Below are 17,922 nucleotides of genomic sequence, written 5' to 3' on the forward strand. Positions count from 1 at the left end.
GAAGACAATGATTCACCAGATAATGGTGAAGATAATGAATCACCAGATAATGGTGAAGACAATGATTCGCCAGATAATGATGAAGGCAACGATTCATCAGATAATGATGGAGGCAACGATTCATCAGGAAATGATGGGGGCAACAATTCATCAGGAAATGATGGGGGCAACGATTCATCAGAAAATGATGAAAAGGCTAAATAATAATTTATAAAATGAATAGAATTATTTAAAAGTCTGCCATTAGTGCAGGCTTTTTTCTTGTTTTATAATGAAGCATAATGTAAAGAAATGAAATTTAATATGCATGAAGTTGCACTTAATAGTAATTAATATTTTATTATTAAACTAAATTTTCACTTATAAGAGTAAAATATGAATACATTATACACAAAAAATGATAAAATATAGAGTAGAACATGTAAGGAGTGAATGAACTTGGCTGAATTAAAAGTAGAAGGAAGGGCTAAAATAAATTTATCATTAGATGTATTAAGAAGACGAGAAGATGGTTATCATGAAGTTAAGATGATTATGCAGCAGGTGGATCTTTATGATGAAATAACATTAAAGACTATAGACTCGGGAATAGTATTAGATACAAATTGTGAATTTATTCCCACTGACGATAAAAATATAGCTTATAAAGCTGCGAAGATGATTATTGATAAATATAATATAGATAAAGGTATAAAAATATATATAGATAAAAATATACCTGTAGGAGCAGGCTTAGCAGGAGGAAGTACGGATGCGGCTGCTGTTTTAACTGGACTAAATAGATTGTGGGATTTAAATATTCCTAAAGAAGAACTTATGAAAATGGGAAAAGAAATTGGAGCAGATGTCCCCTTTTGTATAATGGGAGGAGCTGCCCTTGCAGAAGGCATAGGAGAAAAATTAACTCCTATAGAAGGATTAGATTCTTGGATCATATTGTGTAAACCAAGTTTAAGTGTATCTACCCAATCTGTATATAGAAATTTAAAGGTGGATGAAATTCAAATTCACCCAAATACTGATGAAATATTATCAGCATTAAAGGAAAATCAGGTGAGAACTGTTGCATCTAATTTATGTAATGTACTTGAGAATGTAACAATAGAAATGCACCCTGTAGTAAAGGATATAAAGAAAAAGATGTTAGAGTATGGAACTTTAGGTACGCTAATGAGTGGAAGTGGACCTACTGTATTTGGAATTTTTAGAGATTATAATAAAGCTAAGTCAGCCTATGATAATTTGAAGAAAATATATAAGCAAGTATATCTTATAAAAACTTACAATACTAGGGAGGAAGAATATGGACTTTAATGGGTTTCAAGGACTTAAACTAGAAAACTATAGACCTTTAAGAGATGTAGTATTTGATCATTTGAGAAATTCCATATTAAATGGTGAGTTAAAGCCAGGAGAGAGGCTTATGGAGGTTCAATTAGCTCAACAATTGGGAGTGAGTAGAACACCCGTAAGAGAAGCCATAAGAAAGTTAGAATTAGAAGGTCTTGTAGTTATGATTGCCAGAAAAGGAGCCTATGTGGCAGACTTATCTGTAAAGGATATTTTAGATGTAATAGAAGTGAGAAGTGTACTAGAAGGATTAGCCGCATCATTAGCAGCAGTTCGAATGAATGGAGAAGATGTGGACGAATTAAAGGAAATATCTAATAAATTTAAGGCCTGTTTTGAGGCAAAGGATACAGATGGAATGATTGAACATGATAGGAAATTCCATGAGTGTATATTAAAATCTACAAGAAACTCTAAGTTGATTCAAATCAATCAAGGATTACAAGAGCAGATACATAGATTTAGAATTATATACTTTTCCGAATATAGCCAAGCCAAAGGCTTATTATCAGAACATGAACAAATACTAAATGCCATCATAAGAAGAGATCCAATTAAAGCCAAAGAAATTGCAGCAATCCATGTAGAGAACATTGGAAATAGCATAGTAGAAATAGAAAATATTAAAAAAGGGCCAATGAATAGATTATAAGAACCGTGAATTCACGGTTCTTTTTTTGTTTGTATATATTTTATATTACATGCAAATATTACATATATAATGGTGAATCTATAGGGAGGATATGTATGAGTTTCTTTGACGATTTATTTAAAAAAAAGGAAGAACCTATAAAGAATAAGACTAGTTCTGATTACAAGAAAAATGTTGAACAAGTAAAAAAAATATTAGGTGAAAGTAGTGATTTAAGTTCTAGAGAATTTGAAGTGGGTAATACGGGATTAAAGGGAACCGTCATATTTATAGAGGGCCTTGTAAACACAGATATTATAAACCAAGAAATTTTAAGAAATGTTATGCTTTTTTCTAGAAGTGTCAACTCTAAAAAAGACCTTAAAAATGAGCTATTTGAAGTGATAAAAAATAAAACCGTAACATCAGCTGTTATTGTAGAGTTAGAAGATATAGATAAAATAGTTGGAGACCTCATGAATGGTATTGTAGCTATTTTTATAGAAGGAGAAAGTAAAGTACTTATGGTGGAGGCAAAGTCCTGGCCTACAAGGGGCGTAGGAGAGCCTTCTACAGAGAGTATTATACGTGGTCCTTCTGATGGTTTTGTAGAAACCTTAAGATCTAATACGGCACTCATAAGAAGAAGAATAAAAGATCCAACCTTAAGGATACAAGCTATGATTCTAGGAAAAAGATCTAAAACTGATGTGGCCGTAATGTATATTGAAGAAACTGTAGATAAAAGAGTTTTAAAAGAGGTAAAAGAAAGATTAGATAAGATTGATATAGATGCCATACTAGAAAGTGGCTATGTGGAACAATTTATAGAAGATAGTTCCCTATCTCCCTTTCCACAAATTCAATCTACCCAAAGGCCTGATGTGGTAGCAGCAGCACTCTATGATGGGAGAGTAGCTATAGGTATTGACAATACACCATTTGTACTTATAGTACCTGCCACTATAGTAACTTTTTTACAATCACCAGAAGATTATAATGACAGGTTTATATTAACATCATTTTTAAGAATCCTTAGATTTGCATCTTTTTTAGCATCCATATTTATGCCTAGCATATATATTGCCATAACAGCCTATCATCCAGACATGTTGCCAGCGGATTTGGCATTATATGTGGCTGGTAGTCGTATGAATGTGCCTTTTCCACCATTTATTGAAATTTTCATAATGGAAATTACCTTAGAACTTCTACGGGAAGCAGGAGAAAGATTACCATCATCTGTTGGAGGAATTATTGGTATTGTTGGAGGTTTGGTATTAGGCCAAGCTGCTGTAGAGGCGGGAATAGTAAGTCCTCTATTAGTTATTGTAGTGGCAGTAACAGCTATAGCATCTAGTGTTATGCCAAACTATAGTATAAGTGTTGGACTTAGAATATTTAGGTTTACAGTTATGATATTTGCATCCATGTTAGGTCTATATGGAATTGTTTTAGGTGCAATTCTCATATTAACACATTTATGTACTTTAGATAGTTTTGGTATTGCATATCTAACGCCATTTGTATCAACTCAGGGAAGGGCGAGAGACTTTAAAGATTCATTCATAAAAATGCCAATACAATCAATGAAAAAGAGAAGTGCTTATTTACAAAGACAAGATAGCACTAAATTAAATATAAAAGATGGTGGAAAATATGAGGATAAATAATGAGAAAATATCTAGTTTACAGTTTTTAATGATCCTGTGTGGGTCTGTAATTGGAGTGAGCATTTTAGATTTTCCTAGGATTGCCATGGAACAAGTAGGGTCTGACTCTTGGGTACTAATATTAATAGGAACTATAATAATGTATCTAGTGGGAATTTGCATATTTAAAGTCCTAGATAAATATAAGGGACATAATTTTTTTCAAATCCTAAGTGCCATATTAAGTAAACCTCTTAGTGTGGTAATATGTATTTTATTTTCACTACATTTAATGTTTATGTCAGCCATTCAAATTAGAATTTTTACAGAGGTCACAAGGGAATATCTTCTTTATAATACTCCATCTGAGGTTATTATAATAAGTATGCTCCTTACTATTATATTCTTAATAAGAAATGGTATAGAAGTAATTGGCCGTATGGCTCAAATAACATTTCCTGTAGTTAGTGTATTGATTTTGATTCTACTCATTCCTGTAATAAAGGAAATGGATATAACTAATATATTGCCTGTACTTCATACTCCCATAGAAACTATAGTAAAAGCTATACCTAGTGCTATATTCGTATTTGCAGGAATAGAAGTGACCTTTTTATTAAGTTATTTTGTAGTAGATAAGGATAGGCTAAGAAAGAAATACAACATAAGTCTACTCATAATAGGTTGTATATATCTAATAATATTAGTATTTACCATATCTAGATTTGGAATAATGGAAGGAAAACGTATCATATGGCCAGTTCTAGAATTATTTAAGACTATAGATATTCCAGGAAGCTTCATAGAAAATGTAGAAATACTAATGATATCCATCTGGATAGTAGCTGTATTTATTAGTGCATCCGTATGGTATTATGGGGCAATGCGATTAATACGTCTAATATGGCATGAAAAGGGGGCTAAATATTTATTAGTTCCTATAGGAGCAGTTATATACATACTGGCTAACTATTTTAGAAATGTATCTGAAATAATGGATATATTAAATAAATATCTTATGACAGTAGGTATGTTTTTCGTAATAGGACTGCCTGTAATTTTAATTATAGGAGATAGTATAAAGAAAAGGGGAGGTTCTTCTCATGATTAAAAGGGTCTCTGTTCTCATATTAATATGTATCCTAATGACTGGTTGTTGGGATAAGGTTGAAATAAATAAAAGGGCATTTGTGTCTATGGTGGGTATAGATAAAGTACCTGTGGAAGATGATACAGAAAAACCTGAGGAAGGTAAGACAAAAAGTGAATACATAGTTACTATAGCCTATCCAAATGCAGGACTCATAGCTGGAAAAGACGGAGAGGAAAGTAAGTATGTGTATACGTCTAAGGGAGTAAATGTAGCAGAAATAATAGATGAATTTAACACTAGATTAGAAAAAACTTTATTTCTTAGACATGCAAAGATAATAATTTTAGGGAAAGAACTAATGAAAGATCCTAAGGCCTTTAGAGAAGTGCTAGATTATATAGAAAGAAGTCCTAAAATAGGAAGGCAACTTCATATTATGATAGGAGATAAAAATCCTGATGAATTATTAAAAACTCCTGTAAAAGATGAACCCATAGTAGGATCTCTCATAAGAGAAGTAATGAACGAAAATAGAAGAACTGCCAAGGTGACCCATTCTAATCTAGAATATATACTTAAGTCATTACAAGAAAGTAATTGTGCCATAATTGCTAAGGTTACCCCTTTTGAGGATGAGTATAAAGTATCTGGGTCTGGAATAATAAAGGATTACAAATTGATAGGTGAATTAAATGAAGCAGACAGTAGAAATTTAATGTACCTATTTAATAAGGTTCAAAATAGTATAGTAAAGGTGGAACTAAATAATCAAATAGTTCCTATAGAAATAATGAGATCTGATACAAAGCTAAAGGTAGAAGAAGAAAATAATAGCTTGGTAGCTAAATTCACCATAAACTCAGAGGCTCGAATAGCAAGCCATTTATTTGACCTTAGTGATGAAGATATGGATGATCATTACATAAAAGAGGTGGAAAAACTAGGTGAAAAGCGGTTAGAAGAGGAAATAAGTAGAACTTACAATGTGATTAAAAACGACTACAATGTGGATCTATTACAGATTAATGAGAGAATAAGAAAGTTTAATCCTAAATTATGGGACAAAATAAGTAAGGATTGGGATAGTATCTATGGAAATACAAAGGTAGTAATTGAAAGTAATTTAAAGGTAAGAACTATGGGCGTGATAAAATAGGTCATATACCTGGAAATTGAAATTGGGCAAAAATAACAAGGAAAAAAATATATAATATAGTTTAAAAATCCCCCTATTTGTTAATACTGATAATATGAAAAAATATTAGCAATGGGGGAATTATTATTATGAATAAAAAATTTATGGGTATCATTTTATTTTGTGGAATAATATTATTTACTAGTTTTATGTCTATAGGAAAAATTTATGAAAATCAAAAGGCTTATAAAAATGAATTAATAAGATTTCATGTTATAGCCAATAGTGATTCACCAAAGGATCAAGCTTTAAAATTGAAAGTAAGAGATGAAGTTATAAAAAAATTAAATCCTCAATTTGAAAAGTCAAAGAGTCTAGATGAAAGTAGAGAAATAATAAAGAGAAATCTAGGTCTTATAGAAGAAGTAGCAGGAACAGTAATTGCATCAAATGGATATGATTATGATGTTAAGGCTAACTTAGGAGAAGTTAATTTTCCAACTAAAAATTATGGAAGCATTACCTTACCAGCTGGAGAGTATGAAGCACTAAGAGTAGTTATAGGAGATGGCGATGGAGCTAATTGGTGGTGTGTTTTATTCCCACCCCTATGTTTCATAGATATGGAAAATGGACTTACAGATGAAAGAACTAAAGAAGAAATGAAGAGTGTTTTAACTAAAGAAGAATTCAACATGATATATACGGAGAAAAAGCAAGAGTTTCCTCTTAAATTAAAATTTAAAATAGTGGAAGTATTAGAGGATGCTAAGGAAAAAATAAATAATAAATTAGTAATGAAGTAAAGTCAATCATAAGGATTGGCTTTTTCTTTTTAATTATGTCTTATAGTGTGAATAATTAAATATAACCTGTTGAAAACTAATAATGTGAATTTGTAGAAAGGGAGAGTTTGGTATGAATAAAAAGTATAGCAGAATTCTATTATTGATTTTAGTTATGGCAATTATAATAGGAATACTGAACATGACCATGGCAGAAACCTTATACTGGGGAGCCAGGGGAGAAACTGTAAAAGTTCTACAGGACAAATTGAAACGATGGGGTTATATGGATGGTAATGTGGATGGTATCTATGGACCACAAACCTATAGGGCTGTTGTAAAGTTTCAAAAAAAGCATGGCCTAGTGGCAGATGGAGTAGTAGGAAGTAAGACGGCACAAAAACTGGGGTTAACCCTAAAAAAGAGTACTACCACAGCTAAAGCCAAGGCTAAAACCACAAGCACACAGAAAAATAGTAAGAGTATGGGATATAGGGATAATGAAGTACAACTTTTAGCTAAAGCTATAAATGGAGAAGCAAGGGGAGAACCTTATACAGGTCAAGTGGCTGTAGGGGCAGTTATTTTAAATAGGGTAAAGCATGCTTCTTTTCCAAATACCATAGCAGGAGTAATATATCAACCAGGAGCTTTTGAGGCCGTAGCAAATGGACAAGTAAATGCAAAATTAGTTGAAAGTTCCGTAAAGGCAGCAAGGGATGCATTAAATGGTTGGGACCCTACAGGTGGTTGTAGATACTACTGGAATCCAGCCACTGCAACTAGCAAATGGATATGGAGTAGGAAGGTAGAGAAGAAAATAGGCAAGCACTGGTTTGGAAATTAAGGAGAGGATTAATGTGAACAAAAAAACCATATTACCTATAGTTTTATCAATAGCATTATTAATAACTGCATATTGGGGATATAATCAGTATAAGGAAAAACAAAGGTACCATACCCATTTAGTAAATGACTTTCAAAGAAGGTACTTTGATTTATTAAGTAGTGTTCAAACTATAAATACAGACTTATCAAAGTTATTAGTTTCATCTGGATCTAAGGAAAATATGATCCTTTATTCTAATATATGGAGAAATGCTTATAATGCACAGGAAGAAATTTCACAATTTCCAATGAAGCATGGACAATTACAAAAGACAGAGAAGTTTTTAAGTCAGCTAGGAGATTATACCTTTGCCATGGCTCAAAAGAGTATAAAGGATGAAAATTTAAGCCAAAAGGATAGAGAAAATTTAGAACAGCTCCGTGGATATGCTTCTACTTTATCTGTTAGTTTAAATGAGCTGAGGGATCAAACCTTTTCAGGGAAGGTAATTAAGTTACAATTAAAGGATAAACCTATAGAAGCCAAGGAAAACCCTATGCAAAATAAGTTTATTCAATTTGAAGAAAGAATGGTGGAATATCCAGAGCTAATTTATGATGGACCTTTCTCTGATCACGTGGCTGCTGGTATTAGCCCAAGATTAGAAGGTAAAAAAATATCCTTTGAAGAGGCTAAGAATATAGTGAAAAAATATTTTGGAAATGTGAATGTAAAAGCAGATTCAAAGGAACCAGGTGGAAAACTAAATACATACAGTCTTACTGCATATAAAAATGAAAAAAATCCTATTTACATAGATGTTACTCAGACAAAGGGATATTTTGCTACCATACTAAATAACAGAACAATAGGAAAGCCAAAATTATCTAAGAAGCAGGGAATTAAAAAAGCAAATGAATTTTTAGAAAAAATAGGATTTAAAAATATGGTTTCTACATATACATTGACTTATAACAATGCCCTTTTAATAAACTATGTTTATAAAGAGGACGATGTGGTCATGTACCCTGATTTAGTGAAGGTGAAGATTGCCCTTGATAACGGTGAAGTAGTAGGATTAGATGCCACAAAGCATTTAACTTCCAACTATAAGAGACAACTAAAAACACCGGCCATAAGTATAGAAGAGGCAAAGAAAAAAATGGGAAATAGAGGCAAACTAGATGGGGAAGGGCGACTATGTGTAATTCCTACTAAAAGCTTACAAGAGATCTTTTGTTACGAATTTAAGGTTACATATAAGGAAGAAACATTTTTAATATATATAAATGCCCATACGGGAAGGGAAGAGAGAATACTAAAATTAATTAAACAAGAAAATGGAACATTGACAATGTAATATATAGATATACTATCTTAGAACTGTATTTAATAAATAGCTACTTTGGTACTCTTTAGTTTTAAATAAACAAGGTTAAGAGATTAGGGTTAAGGGTTTAGGGACAAAATCTCTTAACTCTAAACCCTTAACTCTTAACCAAAGGTTTTGCTGAATCAGGAGTATATGAGAATTCATTCTCCGCATAATTAAAGTTTATCTCTATAAATAATGACATGGAAAATTCCATGTCATTATTTTTTTGCTTATTTATGATAAAATTAAAAGAAGACTTATTAGATTATTGATTAATAAAATACTTAAGTATAGAATATTATTAAATTAAATACAAGTTTGTAGATATACAAACTATTTGTGGGAGGCAAGTTATGAGTAAAATTAAATTGGGTGTAATATTTGGAGGAGAATCTGGAGAGCATGAAGTATCTTTAATGTCAGCCACTTCAGTTATAAATGCTATAGATAAAGAAAAGTATGAGATAATTTCTATTGGAATAACTAAAAAGGGAAAATGGATGATCTATGACGGCCCTGTAGACAAAATAGAGTCGGGAGAATGGGAAAAGATAGCTGAAGAAAGGATACAAGAGAACCCAGAGAAGTATTCCTTTAGTGTAATTCCAGTGGGAGGAAATAATACTAAGAATTTGAAAGAACTAGTAGATGTGATATTCCCAGTACTTCATGGGCCATTTGGAGAAGATGGAACTATACAAGGTCTATTTGAAATGGCCAATATTCCTTATGTAGGGGCAGGTGTATTAGCTTCTTCTGTAGGTATGGATAAAATATATACAAAGAAGGTACTAGAAAGGGACGGTTTACCTGTAGGTCCATACATAGTACTTATGAGATCTCAGTTAGAGAATATGGATGACACTGTAGTATCCATAGAAAAACAATTAAACTATCCTATATTTATAAAGCCAGCTAATCTAGGGTCTAGTGTGGGAATCACAAAGGCCCATAATAAAGAAGAATTAATTGCCGGATTAAAGGAAGCAGCAAAATTTGATAGAAAATTATTACTAGAAAAGCATATAGATGGAAAAGAAATAGAATGTGCTGTATTTGGAAATGATAATCCAAAGGCATCCGTAGTTGGGCATATAGTTCCATCCCATGAATTTTATGATTATGAGGCAAAATATTTCGATGATGGAAAATCTAAGATGATAATACCAGCTCCAATAGAAGATAAATACAGTGAAAAAATTAGGGAACTAGCAATTAAAGCCTATAAGGGAATTGATGCTAGTGGTATATCTAGAGTAGACTTTTTCTTAAATGAAGAAACGGGAGAGATATATATAAATGAATTAAATACCATGCCTGGATTTACAAAATACAGCATGTACCCACTTTTATGGAAAAATACAGGAGTAGAATATTCTGATTTAATAGATAAGCTAATAGACTTTGCATTTGATAGATACAAGGAGAAAAGTAGATAAGGCATATGAAAATAAATAACAAGTCAAAGATGCGACGTATATTTTGCAAAATGTGAAGAGTTGGGTTCCGCTGATAGTAGGTTCTATCAGTGGGTTCCAAGGATGAAGCAGTTTGTAAAATAGACGAGTATACTGACTAGGTATTTATTTGAATGTGCCTAAGAAAGAGGAGATGAAAACAAATGAAGAATGTTATGGTAAGGATAGAAGGAAGTCAACGAGGAGTAGACGGAGAAGAGAATACAATGGAGTTTATAACAGAAGGAAAACAATATATAAAAAATGGAGCCATGTACCTGGTATATAAGGAAAGTGAAATATCAGGAATGGAAGGGTCTACTACTACTTTAAAATTACAAGAAGATGAAGTGAAAATGAAGAGATTTGGAACTACTTCATCAGATATGGTCTTTAAAGTGAAAGAAAGATATACTACTAAGTATAATACTCCATATGGCGATTTTAAAATGGAGATATATACTAAAAAAATAGATCGACAAATAGATGAAGATCAAAAGGGAAATATATACGTAGAATATATGATGAGTATACAAGGCCTTATGGAAAGTACTAATAAATTAAATATTTCCATAATGTAGCTATTAAAGGTTGTTCGTTAATTGTCATTCATAATATTATTAAGTAATAACGACTGACCATTAACCATCAACTTATTTAACATAAGTGACGAAAATTAAGCACTGCTGACAAAAAATCGGCATTAGAAGGTGGAAGTATGAATAACATTTTTTCAAAAGAGAATATTGAAATAATATTAGATTATGTGGATGAAGGAATACAGATAATCGATTCTAAAGGATATATAAAATATTATAATAAGGCTGCGTCAGAGCTAGATGATATTAATAAGTATGATATGATAGGGAAACATGTTTTGGAAGTATACCCGTCCTTATCTCCCCAGACTAGTACATTACTAAGGTCTATAGAAAAGGGAGTAGCCATATTTGATACTCAGCAATCCTTTAAGAATTATAAGGGAAAGGATATAACCACTATAAACTCATCCTTTCCCATAAAAGTAAAGCAAAAGGTAATTGGAGCCATTGAAATCTCTCGTAATATTACGGCTGTAAAGGCCTTGTCAGAGAGGGTAATAGATTTACAAGAACAGTTATATGATAAGAAGCAGAAAGTTAAAACCAATGTGAATGAAGCTAAGTATAACTTGTATGACATAATAGGTGAGAGTGAACAAATGCTAAAGGCAAAGACTTTAGCTGTGAAGGCTTCTAAATCCTCATCTCCTATACTCATATATGGACAAACGGGAACGGGAAAAGAATTATTTGTCCAATCTATTCATAACAAAAGTTGTAGACGTAATAAACCATTTATAGTTCAAAATTGTGGTGCATTGCCTAGTACCCTTTTAGAAAGTATACTATTTGGAACGGTGAAAGGTGGATTTACAGGAGCTAGTGATAGACCTGGATTGTTTGAACTTGCCAATGGGGGAACATTATTTTTAGATGAAATAAATTCTATGCCCCTAGAGCTTCAAGTGAAGTTACTAAGAGTAATACAAGATGGTAATATAAGAAGGGTTGGAGATGTTAAAACTAGACATGTGGATGTTAGAATAATAGCTGCTACTAATGAGGATCCACTAACTGTAGTGGAGAGTAGAAGGATGCGACAAGATCTATACTATAGATTAAATGTAATTGGATTAAAACTACCTCTTTTAAAGGAAAGAAAGGGAGATATGGCCCTTTTAGTAGATTTTTTTATAAAAAAATATAATGATAAACTACAAAAAAGTTTTACAGGGGTAGAGCCTCAAGTCTTTGATATATTTGAAAAGCACGATTGGCCAGGAAACGTAAGGGAACTTGAAAATGTTATAGAGGGAATAATGAATTTAGAAGAAGGGCCCATTATAAATATAGATTCACTACCCTATGTGTTTGAAAAATATAAGGATAGTAATGACAAAATAGAGAATACTAAAGTAGTACCTATCATTGTGGGAAATCTAAAAGAATCCTTAGAAAACTTTGAGAAAAGCCTAATTGAACAGGCTTTAAAGAAATATGATAATAATATAAGTCATGCGGCTAAGGAATTGAGAATACCAAGGCAAACCCTTCAATATAAAATAAAGAAGTATATTGGACATGATTATTAAGTAGTGCCTAAAATTAGGCACTGTTTTTTTTGAAATAAGTGATCAATTACAATATAATCAAATAAAGAGGAAAGGGATTTCCTCTTTATTTAGGATTTTATTTAGAGGGAAAAAATGTACATATGTTGAAAAATGGAGAAAAACTGAAGAAATATGTAGAAAAAACAGGAAAAGCTTTTCAAAGTTGGCACGCATGTTGCATTAATAAATTGCGAACAATGACATGTCAAAAATAAATTTACTTACAAGACAATAGCGTATTGCATTGTTAAAGTATAAACAACATTTTATTTAAAATATTAAAGTGTATATAGTCAAGGAGGAATTACGAAATGAAAAAAGGATGTCCATACGGAACGCACAGAGTTATTGAGCCAAAGGGTGCGTTACCACAACCAGCAAAGAAAATTGACAACACTATGGAAATTTATGACAACGAAATTTTAATTGATGTTCAAACATTAAACATCGATTCTGCAAGTTTTACTCAAATAAAAGAAGAAGCAGATGGAGACGTAGAAAAGATTAAAGAAATAATGAAGGGTATAGTAGCTGAAAGAGGAAAGCATCAAAACCCAGTAACTGGTTCTGGTGGAATGTTAATCGGAACAGTTGCAAAAATAGGACCTGCATTAGAAGGAAAGACAGACTTAAAAGTTGGAGATAAATTAGCTACATTAGTATCATTATCATTAACTCCACTTGTTATAGACGAAATAACAGAAGTAAGAAAGAACATAGACCAAGTAGACATTAAAGGTCAAGCTATATTATTTGAAACTGGAATCTACGCTGTACTTCCAAACGATATTCCAGAAAACCTTGCTTTATCTGCACTTGACGTGGCAGGAGCACCAGCTCAAACAGCTAAGTTAGTAAGACCTGGAGATACTGTATTAGTAATTGGTGGAGCAGGAAAATCAGGAATGTTATGTTGCTACGAAGCTAAGAGAAGAGCAGGAGTTACAGGAAAAGTAATTTGCTTAGGACATAGCGAAAAGAGCTTAGCAATTGCAAAAAGAGGAAACATTGCAGATTACTATATTGCAGCAGATGCTACTAAGCCAGTTGAAATGATGGAAAAAATAAGCGAAATAACTAACGGACAAATGGCAGACGTAACAATTAACAACGTAAACGTGCCAAACACAGAAATGTCAAGTATCTTAGCTACTAAGACTGACGGAACTATTTACTTCTTCAGTATGGCTACAAGCTTCACTAAAGCAGCATTAGGAGCAGAAGGTGTAGGATCAGATGTTAACATGATCATGGGTAATGGATACACTAAAGGACATGCAGAGGTTACTCTTCAAATATTAAGAGACAGTAAAGAAATAAGAGATATTTACGAAGAATTATACGCATAATTTAAATAGACATAATAGATATTTTAGGAGGTTTTTATACGATGAGAAGCTACAAAGAGATCGAAATGTGGAAAGACGTTACAGATGAGCAGTGGAATGACTGGAGATGGCAAATTAAAAACAGAATTACTACTTTAGAAGACTTAAAGAAAGTAGTTAACTTAACAGAAGAAGAAGAAGCTGGAATCATAAAGTCATTAGAAATCTTAAGAATGGGTATTACACCTTACTATGCATCTTTAATGGATGAAAATGATCCAAACTGTCCAGTAAGACTGCAAGCAGTTCCAAACATGGTAGAAACTCATAAGACAGATGCTGATATGGACGATCCTCTTCATGAAGATGGAGATTCTCCAGTACCAGGACTTACTCATAGATATCCAGATAGAGTATTATTACTTATCACAGATATGTGTTCAATGTACTGTCGTCACTGTACAAGAAGAAGATTTGCAGGACAAAATGACGATGCTATGCCACTAGACAAGATTGATAAGGCAATCGAGTACATTAAAAATACTCCACAAGTTAGAGACGTATTATTATCAGGTGGAGATGCTTTATGTGTAAGTGATGAGACATTAGAGTACATCATCAAGAAATTAAGAGACATCGAGCATGTACAAATCGTAAGAATCGGATCTAGAACTCCAGTTGTATTACCTCAAAGAATTACACCAGAGTTAGTAAACATGCTTAAGAAGTATCACCCAGTATGGTTAAACACTCACTTTAACCACTCAAAAGAAATTACTCCAGAAACAAGACGTGCAGCTACATTAATGGCTGATGCTGGAATTCCTTTAGGAAACCAATCAGTATTATTAAGAGGAGTAAATGACTGTGTACACATTATGAGAAACTTAGTACACGACTTAGTAGCTATGAGAATTAGACCATACTACATCTATCAATGTGACTTATCTACTGGTATTGAGCACTTTAGAACACCAGTATCTAAGGGTATTGAAATCATTGAAGGATTAAGAGGACATACTTCTGGATATGCAGTTCCAACATTTGTTGTTGATGCACCAGGTGGTGGTGGTAAGACTCCAGTAATGCCACAATATGTAATCTCTCAATCTCCAAAGAGAGTAGTACTTAGAAACTTTGAAGGTGTTGTAACTACTTATACAGAGCCTGCTGCATACAAAGATGAGTGTCAATGTGAAGTATGCAAGTCTGAAAAAGGACATACAATAACAGGTGTAGGTGGATTATTACAAGGAAACCAAGTAGCACTTGAGCCAGTTGACTTAGATAGAAAGAAAAGAAACCAAAAGTAAAGACATTTGTGGGAATGCTAATAGTTAAAGGTTAAGGATATGGTGTTTAGAGTTAAAGGGGTTTTTCTTTAAACACTAAACCTTAAACCCTGAACTATAATTTACACACCTATGATTTATTCATATTTTTAAGGAGGCAATTAATTATAATGAACTTACTTGAGCTTATTCATGGTAAATATAAAGTCATATCTGTAGTGGGAATGGCAAAAAATTCAGGGAAAACAGTAACTTTAAATCAACTCATCGATGAATGCATGGAAAAACAAGTTAAAGTTGGTATTACTTCCACAGGCCGAGATGGAGAAAGAGAAGATTTAGTTACTTCCACTGAAAAACCCATGATATATGTGGATACGGATACCATATTAGCCACTTCAGAGGCCACTTTGAAATTATGTGAAGCTAAGCTTGAGATATTAGAAGTTACTAATATAAACACATCTATGGGAAAGATAGTTATGGTTAAAACTAAAAGCCCCGGATATGTGCAAGTTGCTGGACCTAATACGAATTATCATATTAAAGAAGTGTGTAATAAGCTTCTAGCATATGGAGCGGATCTTGTTATAGTGGACGGAGCGATAGATAGAAAATCATCTGCTTCTCCATCTATTACAGAAGCTACCATATTGGCTACTGGTGCAGTGTTAAGTAGAGACATGAATAAGGTCATTGAAAAAACCATGCATCAAGTACAATTGTTTTCTTTAGAAAAAATAGATGATAACATTATTTATGACATGGCAAAGAGTGCCATTAGTGAGAAAAAGTACATTATTATTGATGAAAATTATGATGAGTATAGATTAGACATAAAAACGGCATTAAACAGTGGAAATATAATAGGGAACCATTTAGATGAAAAATCTCGATATGTAATAATGGGAGGCTCCCTAGTAACAAGCACTTTAAAACAGATAATGAAAACTTCAACTAATTACAAAAATGTCACCTTTGTAGTTAGTGACCCAACAAAAATATTTGTAGATTCAAAAGATTATATGTATTTTAAAAAGATGGGAATTCAAATTAAAACACTAGATTCAATAATACCATTAGCAGTAACAATAAACCCATACGCACCACAGGGATATTATTTTGATCCTAAAGACTTTCTTGAGAACATGAAACGGTTTTTAAATCCTGTTCCTGTTATTGATGTAGTATTAGGCGGTGAATAACATGTTTATGACCAACAAGATTTATGACAATTTAGAAATGTCATATATATTTGACAGACTAAATGTATATACACCCTATGGAACTGAATGTAAAAAAAATATGAGATCTTTTTCAAAGGAAGAAGCCCAAAAACTCCTTAATGAGTACGAATTAATAGAAAAGGCAGTAAATCTTATTAAAAAAAATAGATATGCCTTTGTAGACATGAGAAATATGTTTAAACATATAAAAGATTTAAGAGGTTCCTTTAAAAGAATCAGTGATGATCAGGTCTTAAGTACGGTAGAACTTTATGAGATTAAATCCTTTGTATTTTTCTTAAAAGATATATCAACACTACTTGAAAAAATAAAATGGAATATGCCCAAAGAATTAATCATAACATCAATGCCCCAAATTGAAAAACTATTAGATCCACAAAATAGTGGAGTTAATACGTTTTATGTATATGATTCTTATTCCAAGAGTCTAGCTAAAGTACGTGATGAAATTAAATCTATAGAATCGGAAATATATAGACAAAATAAAATCATAAGAGAAAAGATTCAAAAGGATTTAGGTATAAAGATAAGACCAAACGGTGAGGTATCCATAAACAAAAATGATATGGACCTATTAGGAAAGGTAGATAGATGCCCCAATCTAGCCTACAGTTCTGAAACCTATATGAACATTACTTATAAGGTGAAAATAGATTCTGATAAAGACCAGGACTTAACAAAAATTAATGACCTTAAACTCCTAGAAGAACAAGAAGAATTTAACGTACGAAAAAGATTAAGTATGGAAATAAAAAAATATTTAGAGTTTTTTTATGATAACATATCAGCCATAGGAAAAATTGATTTGCTAATTGCTAAAGGATATCTAGCCATAGGTACCAATTCTGTAAAGCCGGAAATTGCCCCAGATGAAAGGCTTTATATACAAAACGGAAGACATATTAAAGTTGCCGATACGCTGAGAAAACAGGAAAAGGAATTTACACCCATAAGTGTAGACTTAAAAAGAGGAGTAACCTGCATAACAGGAGCAAACATGGGAGGAAAGACTATTTCTCTCAAGTTAATAGGAGTACTTTGTGCCATGGCGCAATTCGGACTATTTGTTCCAGCAGATGAAATGATATTTTCCATGAAGGACTATATTTTCTTTTCACTAGGTGATTTACAATCTACTGATAAGGGACTTAGTACCTTTGGAGCAGAAATACTAGAGGTAAAAAATATAATTGATAGGTCTAATGAAGATGGTCTCCTTCTAATAGACGAATTGGCTAGAGGAACTAACCCTCAAGAAGGGTTTGCCATATCAAAGGCCCTTATAAATTATATGAAGGATAAAGAAAGTATAACTATTATAACCTCTCATTTTGACGGACTAACAAAGGATTCTGATATATACCATCTACAAGTTAAAGGCCTTGTAGGGGTAGACATGAAGAAACTAAAGACAGAGATAGAAAATTCCAGCAACCTAGGAATAGAAATAGTTCACAAATATATGGACTATAGACTAATCGAAGTGAATAATGAAGATAAGGTACCAAGAGATGCTATTAATATAGCTCGTCTAATGGGTCTTCAAGAACACTTGATAAAGGAAGCTGAGAAGTATTTAACATAAGTTATATA

The 17,922-nt window shown here is 32.4% G+C and carries 16 protein-coding genes; all 16 read left to right on the top strand.

Annotated features, from left to right (window positions below; all coding sequences use genetic code 11):
- Positions 1 to 204 (top strand): hypothetical protein (locus CCE28_RS22410; RefSeq protein WP_176461962.1); only part of this gene is annotated, 204 nt, incomplete at its 5' end.
- A gap of 228 nt (positions 205 to 432) precedes the next feature.
- Positions 433 to 1,314 carry a 4-(cytidine 5'-diphospho)-2-C-methyl-D-erythritol kinase gene (gene ispE / locus CCE28_RS21005; protein WP_176461963.1) on the top strand — a complete coding sequence of 294 codons (882 nt, stop codon included), beginning with the start codon at positions 433 to 435 and terminating at the stop codon, positions 1,312 to 1,314.
- A complete protein-coding gene (locus tag CCE28_RS21010) occupies positions 1,304 to 2,002 on the top strand; it encodes a GntR family transcriptional regulator (protein WP_095136092.1) in 699 nt (232 codons plus the stop codon). The genes ispE and CCE28_RS21010 overlap by 11 nt, the downstream gene beginning before the upstream one ends.
- A 95-nt stretch (positions 2,003 to 2,097) precedes the next feature.
- Positions 2,098 to 3,654 carry a spore germination protein gene (locus CCE28_RS21015; protein WP_095136094.1) on the top strand — a complete coding sequence of 519 codons (1,557 nt, stop codon included), beginning with the start codon at positions 2,098 to 2,100 and terminating at the stop codon, positions 3,652 to 3,654.
- Entirely contained in the window at positions 3,641 to 4,744 is a 1,104-nt protein-coding gene (locus tag CCE28_RS21020) for a GerAB/ArcD/ProY family transporter (RefSeq protein WP_176461964.1), read from the top strand. Before CCE28_RS21015 ends, CCE28_RS21020 begins: the two co-directional genes overlap by 14 nt.
- On the top strand, positions 4,737 to 5,882 hold the full coding sequence (locus tag CCE28_RS21025) for a Ger(x)C family spore germination protein (protein ID WP_095136098.1): 1,146 nt from the start codon (positions 4,737 to 4,739) through the stop codon (positions 5,880 to 5,882). The genes CCE28_RS21020 and CCE28_RS21025 overlap by 8 nt, the downstream gene beginning before the upstream one ends.
- Before the next feature lie 128 nt (positions 5,883 to 6,010).
- Positions 6,011 to 6,667, top strand: coding sequence for a stage II sporulation protein R (spoIIR, locus tag CCE28_RS21030; RefSeq protein WP_095136100.1), 657 nt, complete (start codon positions 6,011 to 6,013; stop codon positions 6,665 to 6,667).
- 112 nt (positions 6,668 to 6,779) lie between these two features.
- Entirely contained in the window at positions 6,780 to 7,493 is a 714-nt protein-coding gene (sleB, locus tag CCE28_RS21035) for a spore cortex-lytic enzyme (RefSeq protein ID WP_095136102.1), read from the top strand.
- 13 nt (positions 7,494 to 7,506) lie between these two features.
- The gene (gene ypeB, locus CCE28_RS21040; protein WP_176461965.1) at positions 7,507 to 8,835 is read left to right on the top strand and encodes a germination protein YpeB; all 1,329 of its coding nucleotides are present in this window, start codon (positions 7,507 to 7,509) and stop codon (positions 8,833 to 8,835) included.
- Positions 8,836 to 9,203: 368 nt separating this feature from the next.
- Positions 9,204 to 10,289: a D-alanine--D-alanine ligase gene (locus CCE28_RS21045; protein ID WP_095136106.1), complete on the top strand. Its 1,086-nt coding sequence runs from the start codon at positions 9,204 to 9,206 to the stop codon at positions 10,287 to 10,289.
- Positions 10,290 to 10,471: 182 nt separating this feature from the next.
- A complete protein-coding gene (locus CCE28_RS21050) occupies positions 10,472 to 10,888 on the top strand; it encodes a DUF1934 domain-containing protein (RefSeq protein ID WP_095136108.1) in 417 nt (138 codons plus the stop codon).
- A gap of 137 nt (positions 10,889 to 11,025) precedes the next feature.
- Positions 11,026 to 12,441, top strand: coding sequence for a sigma-54 interaction domain-containing protein (locus CCE28_RS21055; protein ID WP_095136110.1), 1,416 nt, complete (start codon positions 11,026 to 11,028; stop codon positions 12,439 to 12,441).
- A gap of 332 nt (positions 12,442 to 12,773) precedes the next feature.
- A complete protein-coding gene (gene kdd, locus CCE28_RS21060; RefSeq protein WP_095136112.1) occupies positions 12,774 to 13,811 on the top strand; it encodes an L-erythro-3,5-diaminohexanoate dehydrogenase in 1,038 nt (345 codons plus the stop codon).
- A 41-nt stretch (positions 13,812 to 13,852) separates the two neighbouring features.
- Positions 13,853 to 15,103: a lysine 2,3-aminomutase gene (gene kamA / locus CCE28_RS21065; protein WP_095136114.1), complete on the top strand. Its 1,251-nt coding sequence runs from the start codon at positions 13,853 to 13,855 to the stop codon at positions 15,101 to 15,103.
- Between the two features lie 149 nt (positions 15,104 to 15,252).
- Positions 15,253 to 16,287 (top strand): lysine 5,6-aminomutase reactivase subunit KamB, encoded by a 1,035-nt coding sequence (gene kamB, locus CCE28_RS21070; protein ID WP_095136116.1) that lies wholly within the window; start codon positions 15,253 to 15,255, stop codon positions 16,285 to 16,287.
- Position 16,288: 1 nt separating this feature from the next.
- Positions 16,289 to 17,914: a lysine 5,6-aminomutase reactivase ATPase KamC gene (kamC, locus tag CCE28_RS21075; RefSeq protein WP_095136118.1), complete on the top strand. Its 1,626-nt coding sequence runs from the start codon at positions 16,289 to 16,291 to the stop codon at positions 17,912 to 17,914.
- The last annotated feature ends 8 nt before the right edge of the window (positions 17,915 to 17,922 follow it).

The organism is Anaeromicrobium sediminis, from assembly GCF_002270055.1.
Classification (GTDB): domain Bacteria; phylum Bacillota; class Clostridia; order Peptostreptococcales; family Thermotaleaceae; genus Anaeromicrobium; species Anaeromicrobium sediminis.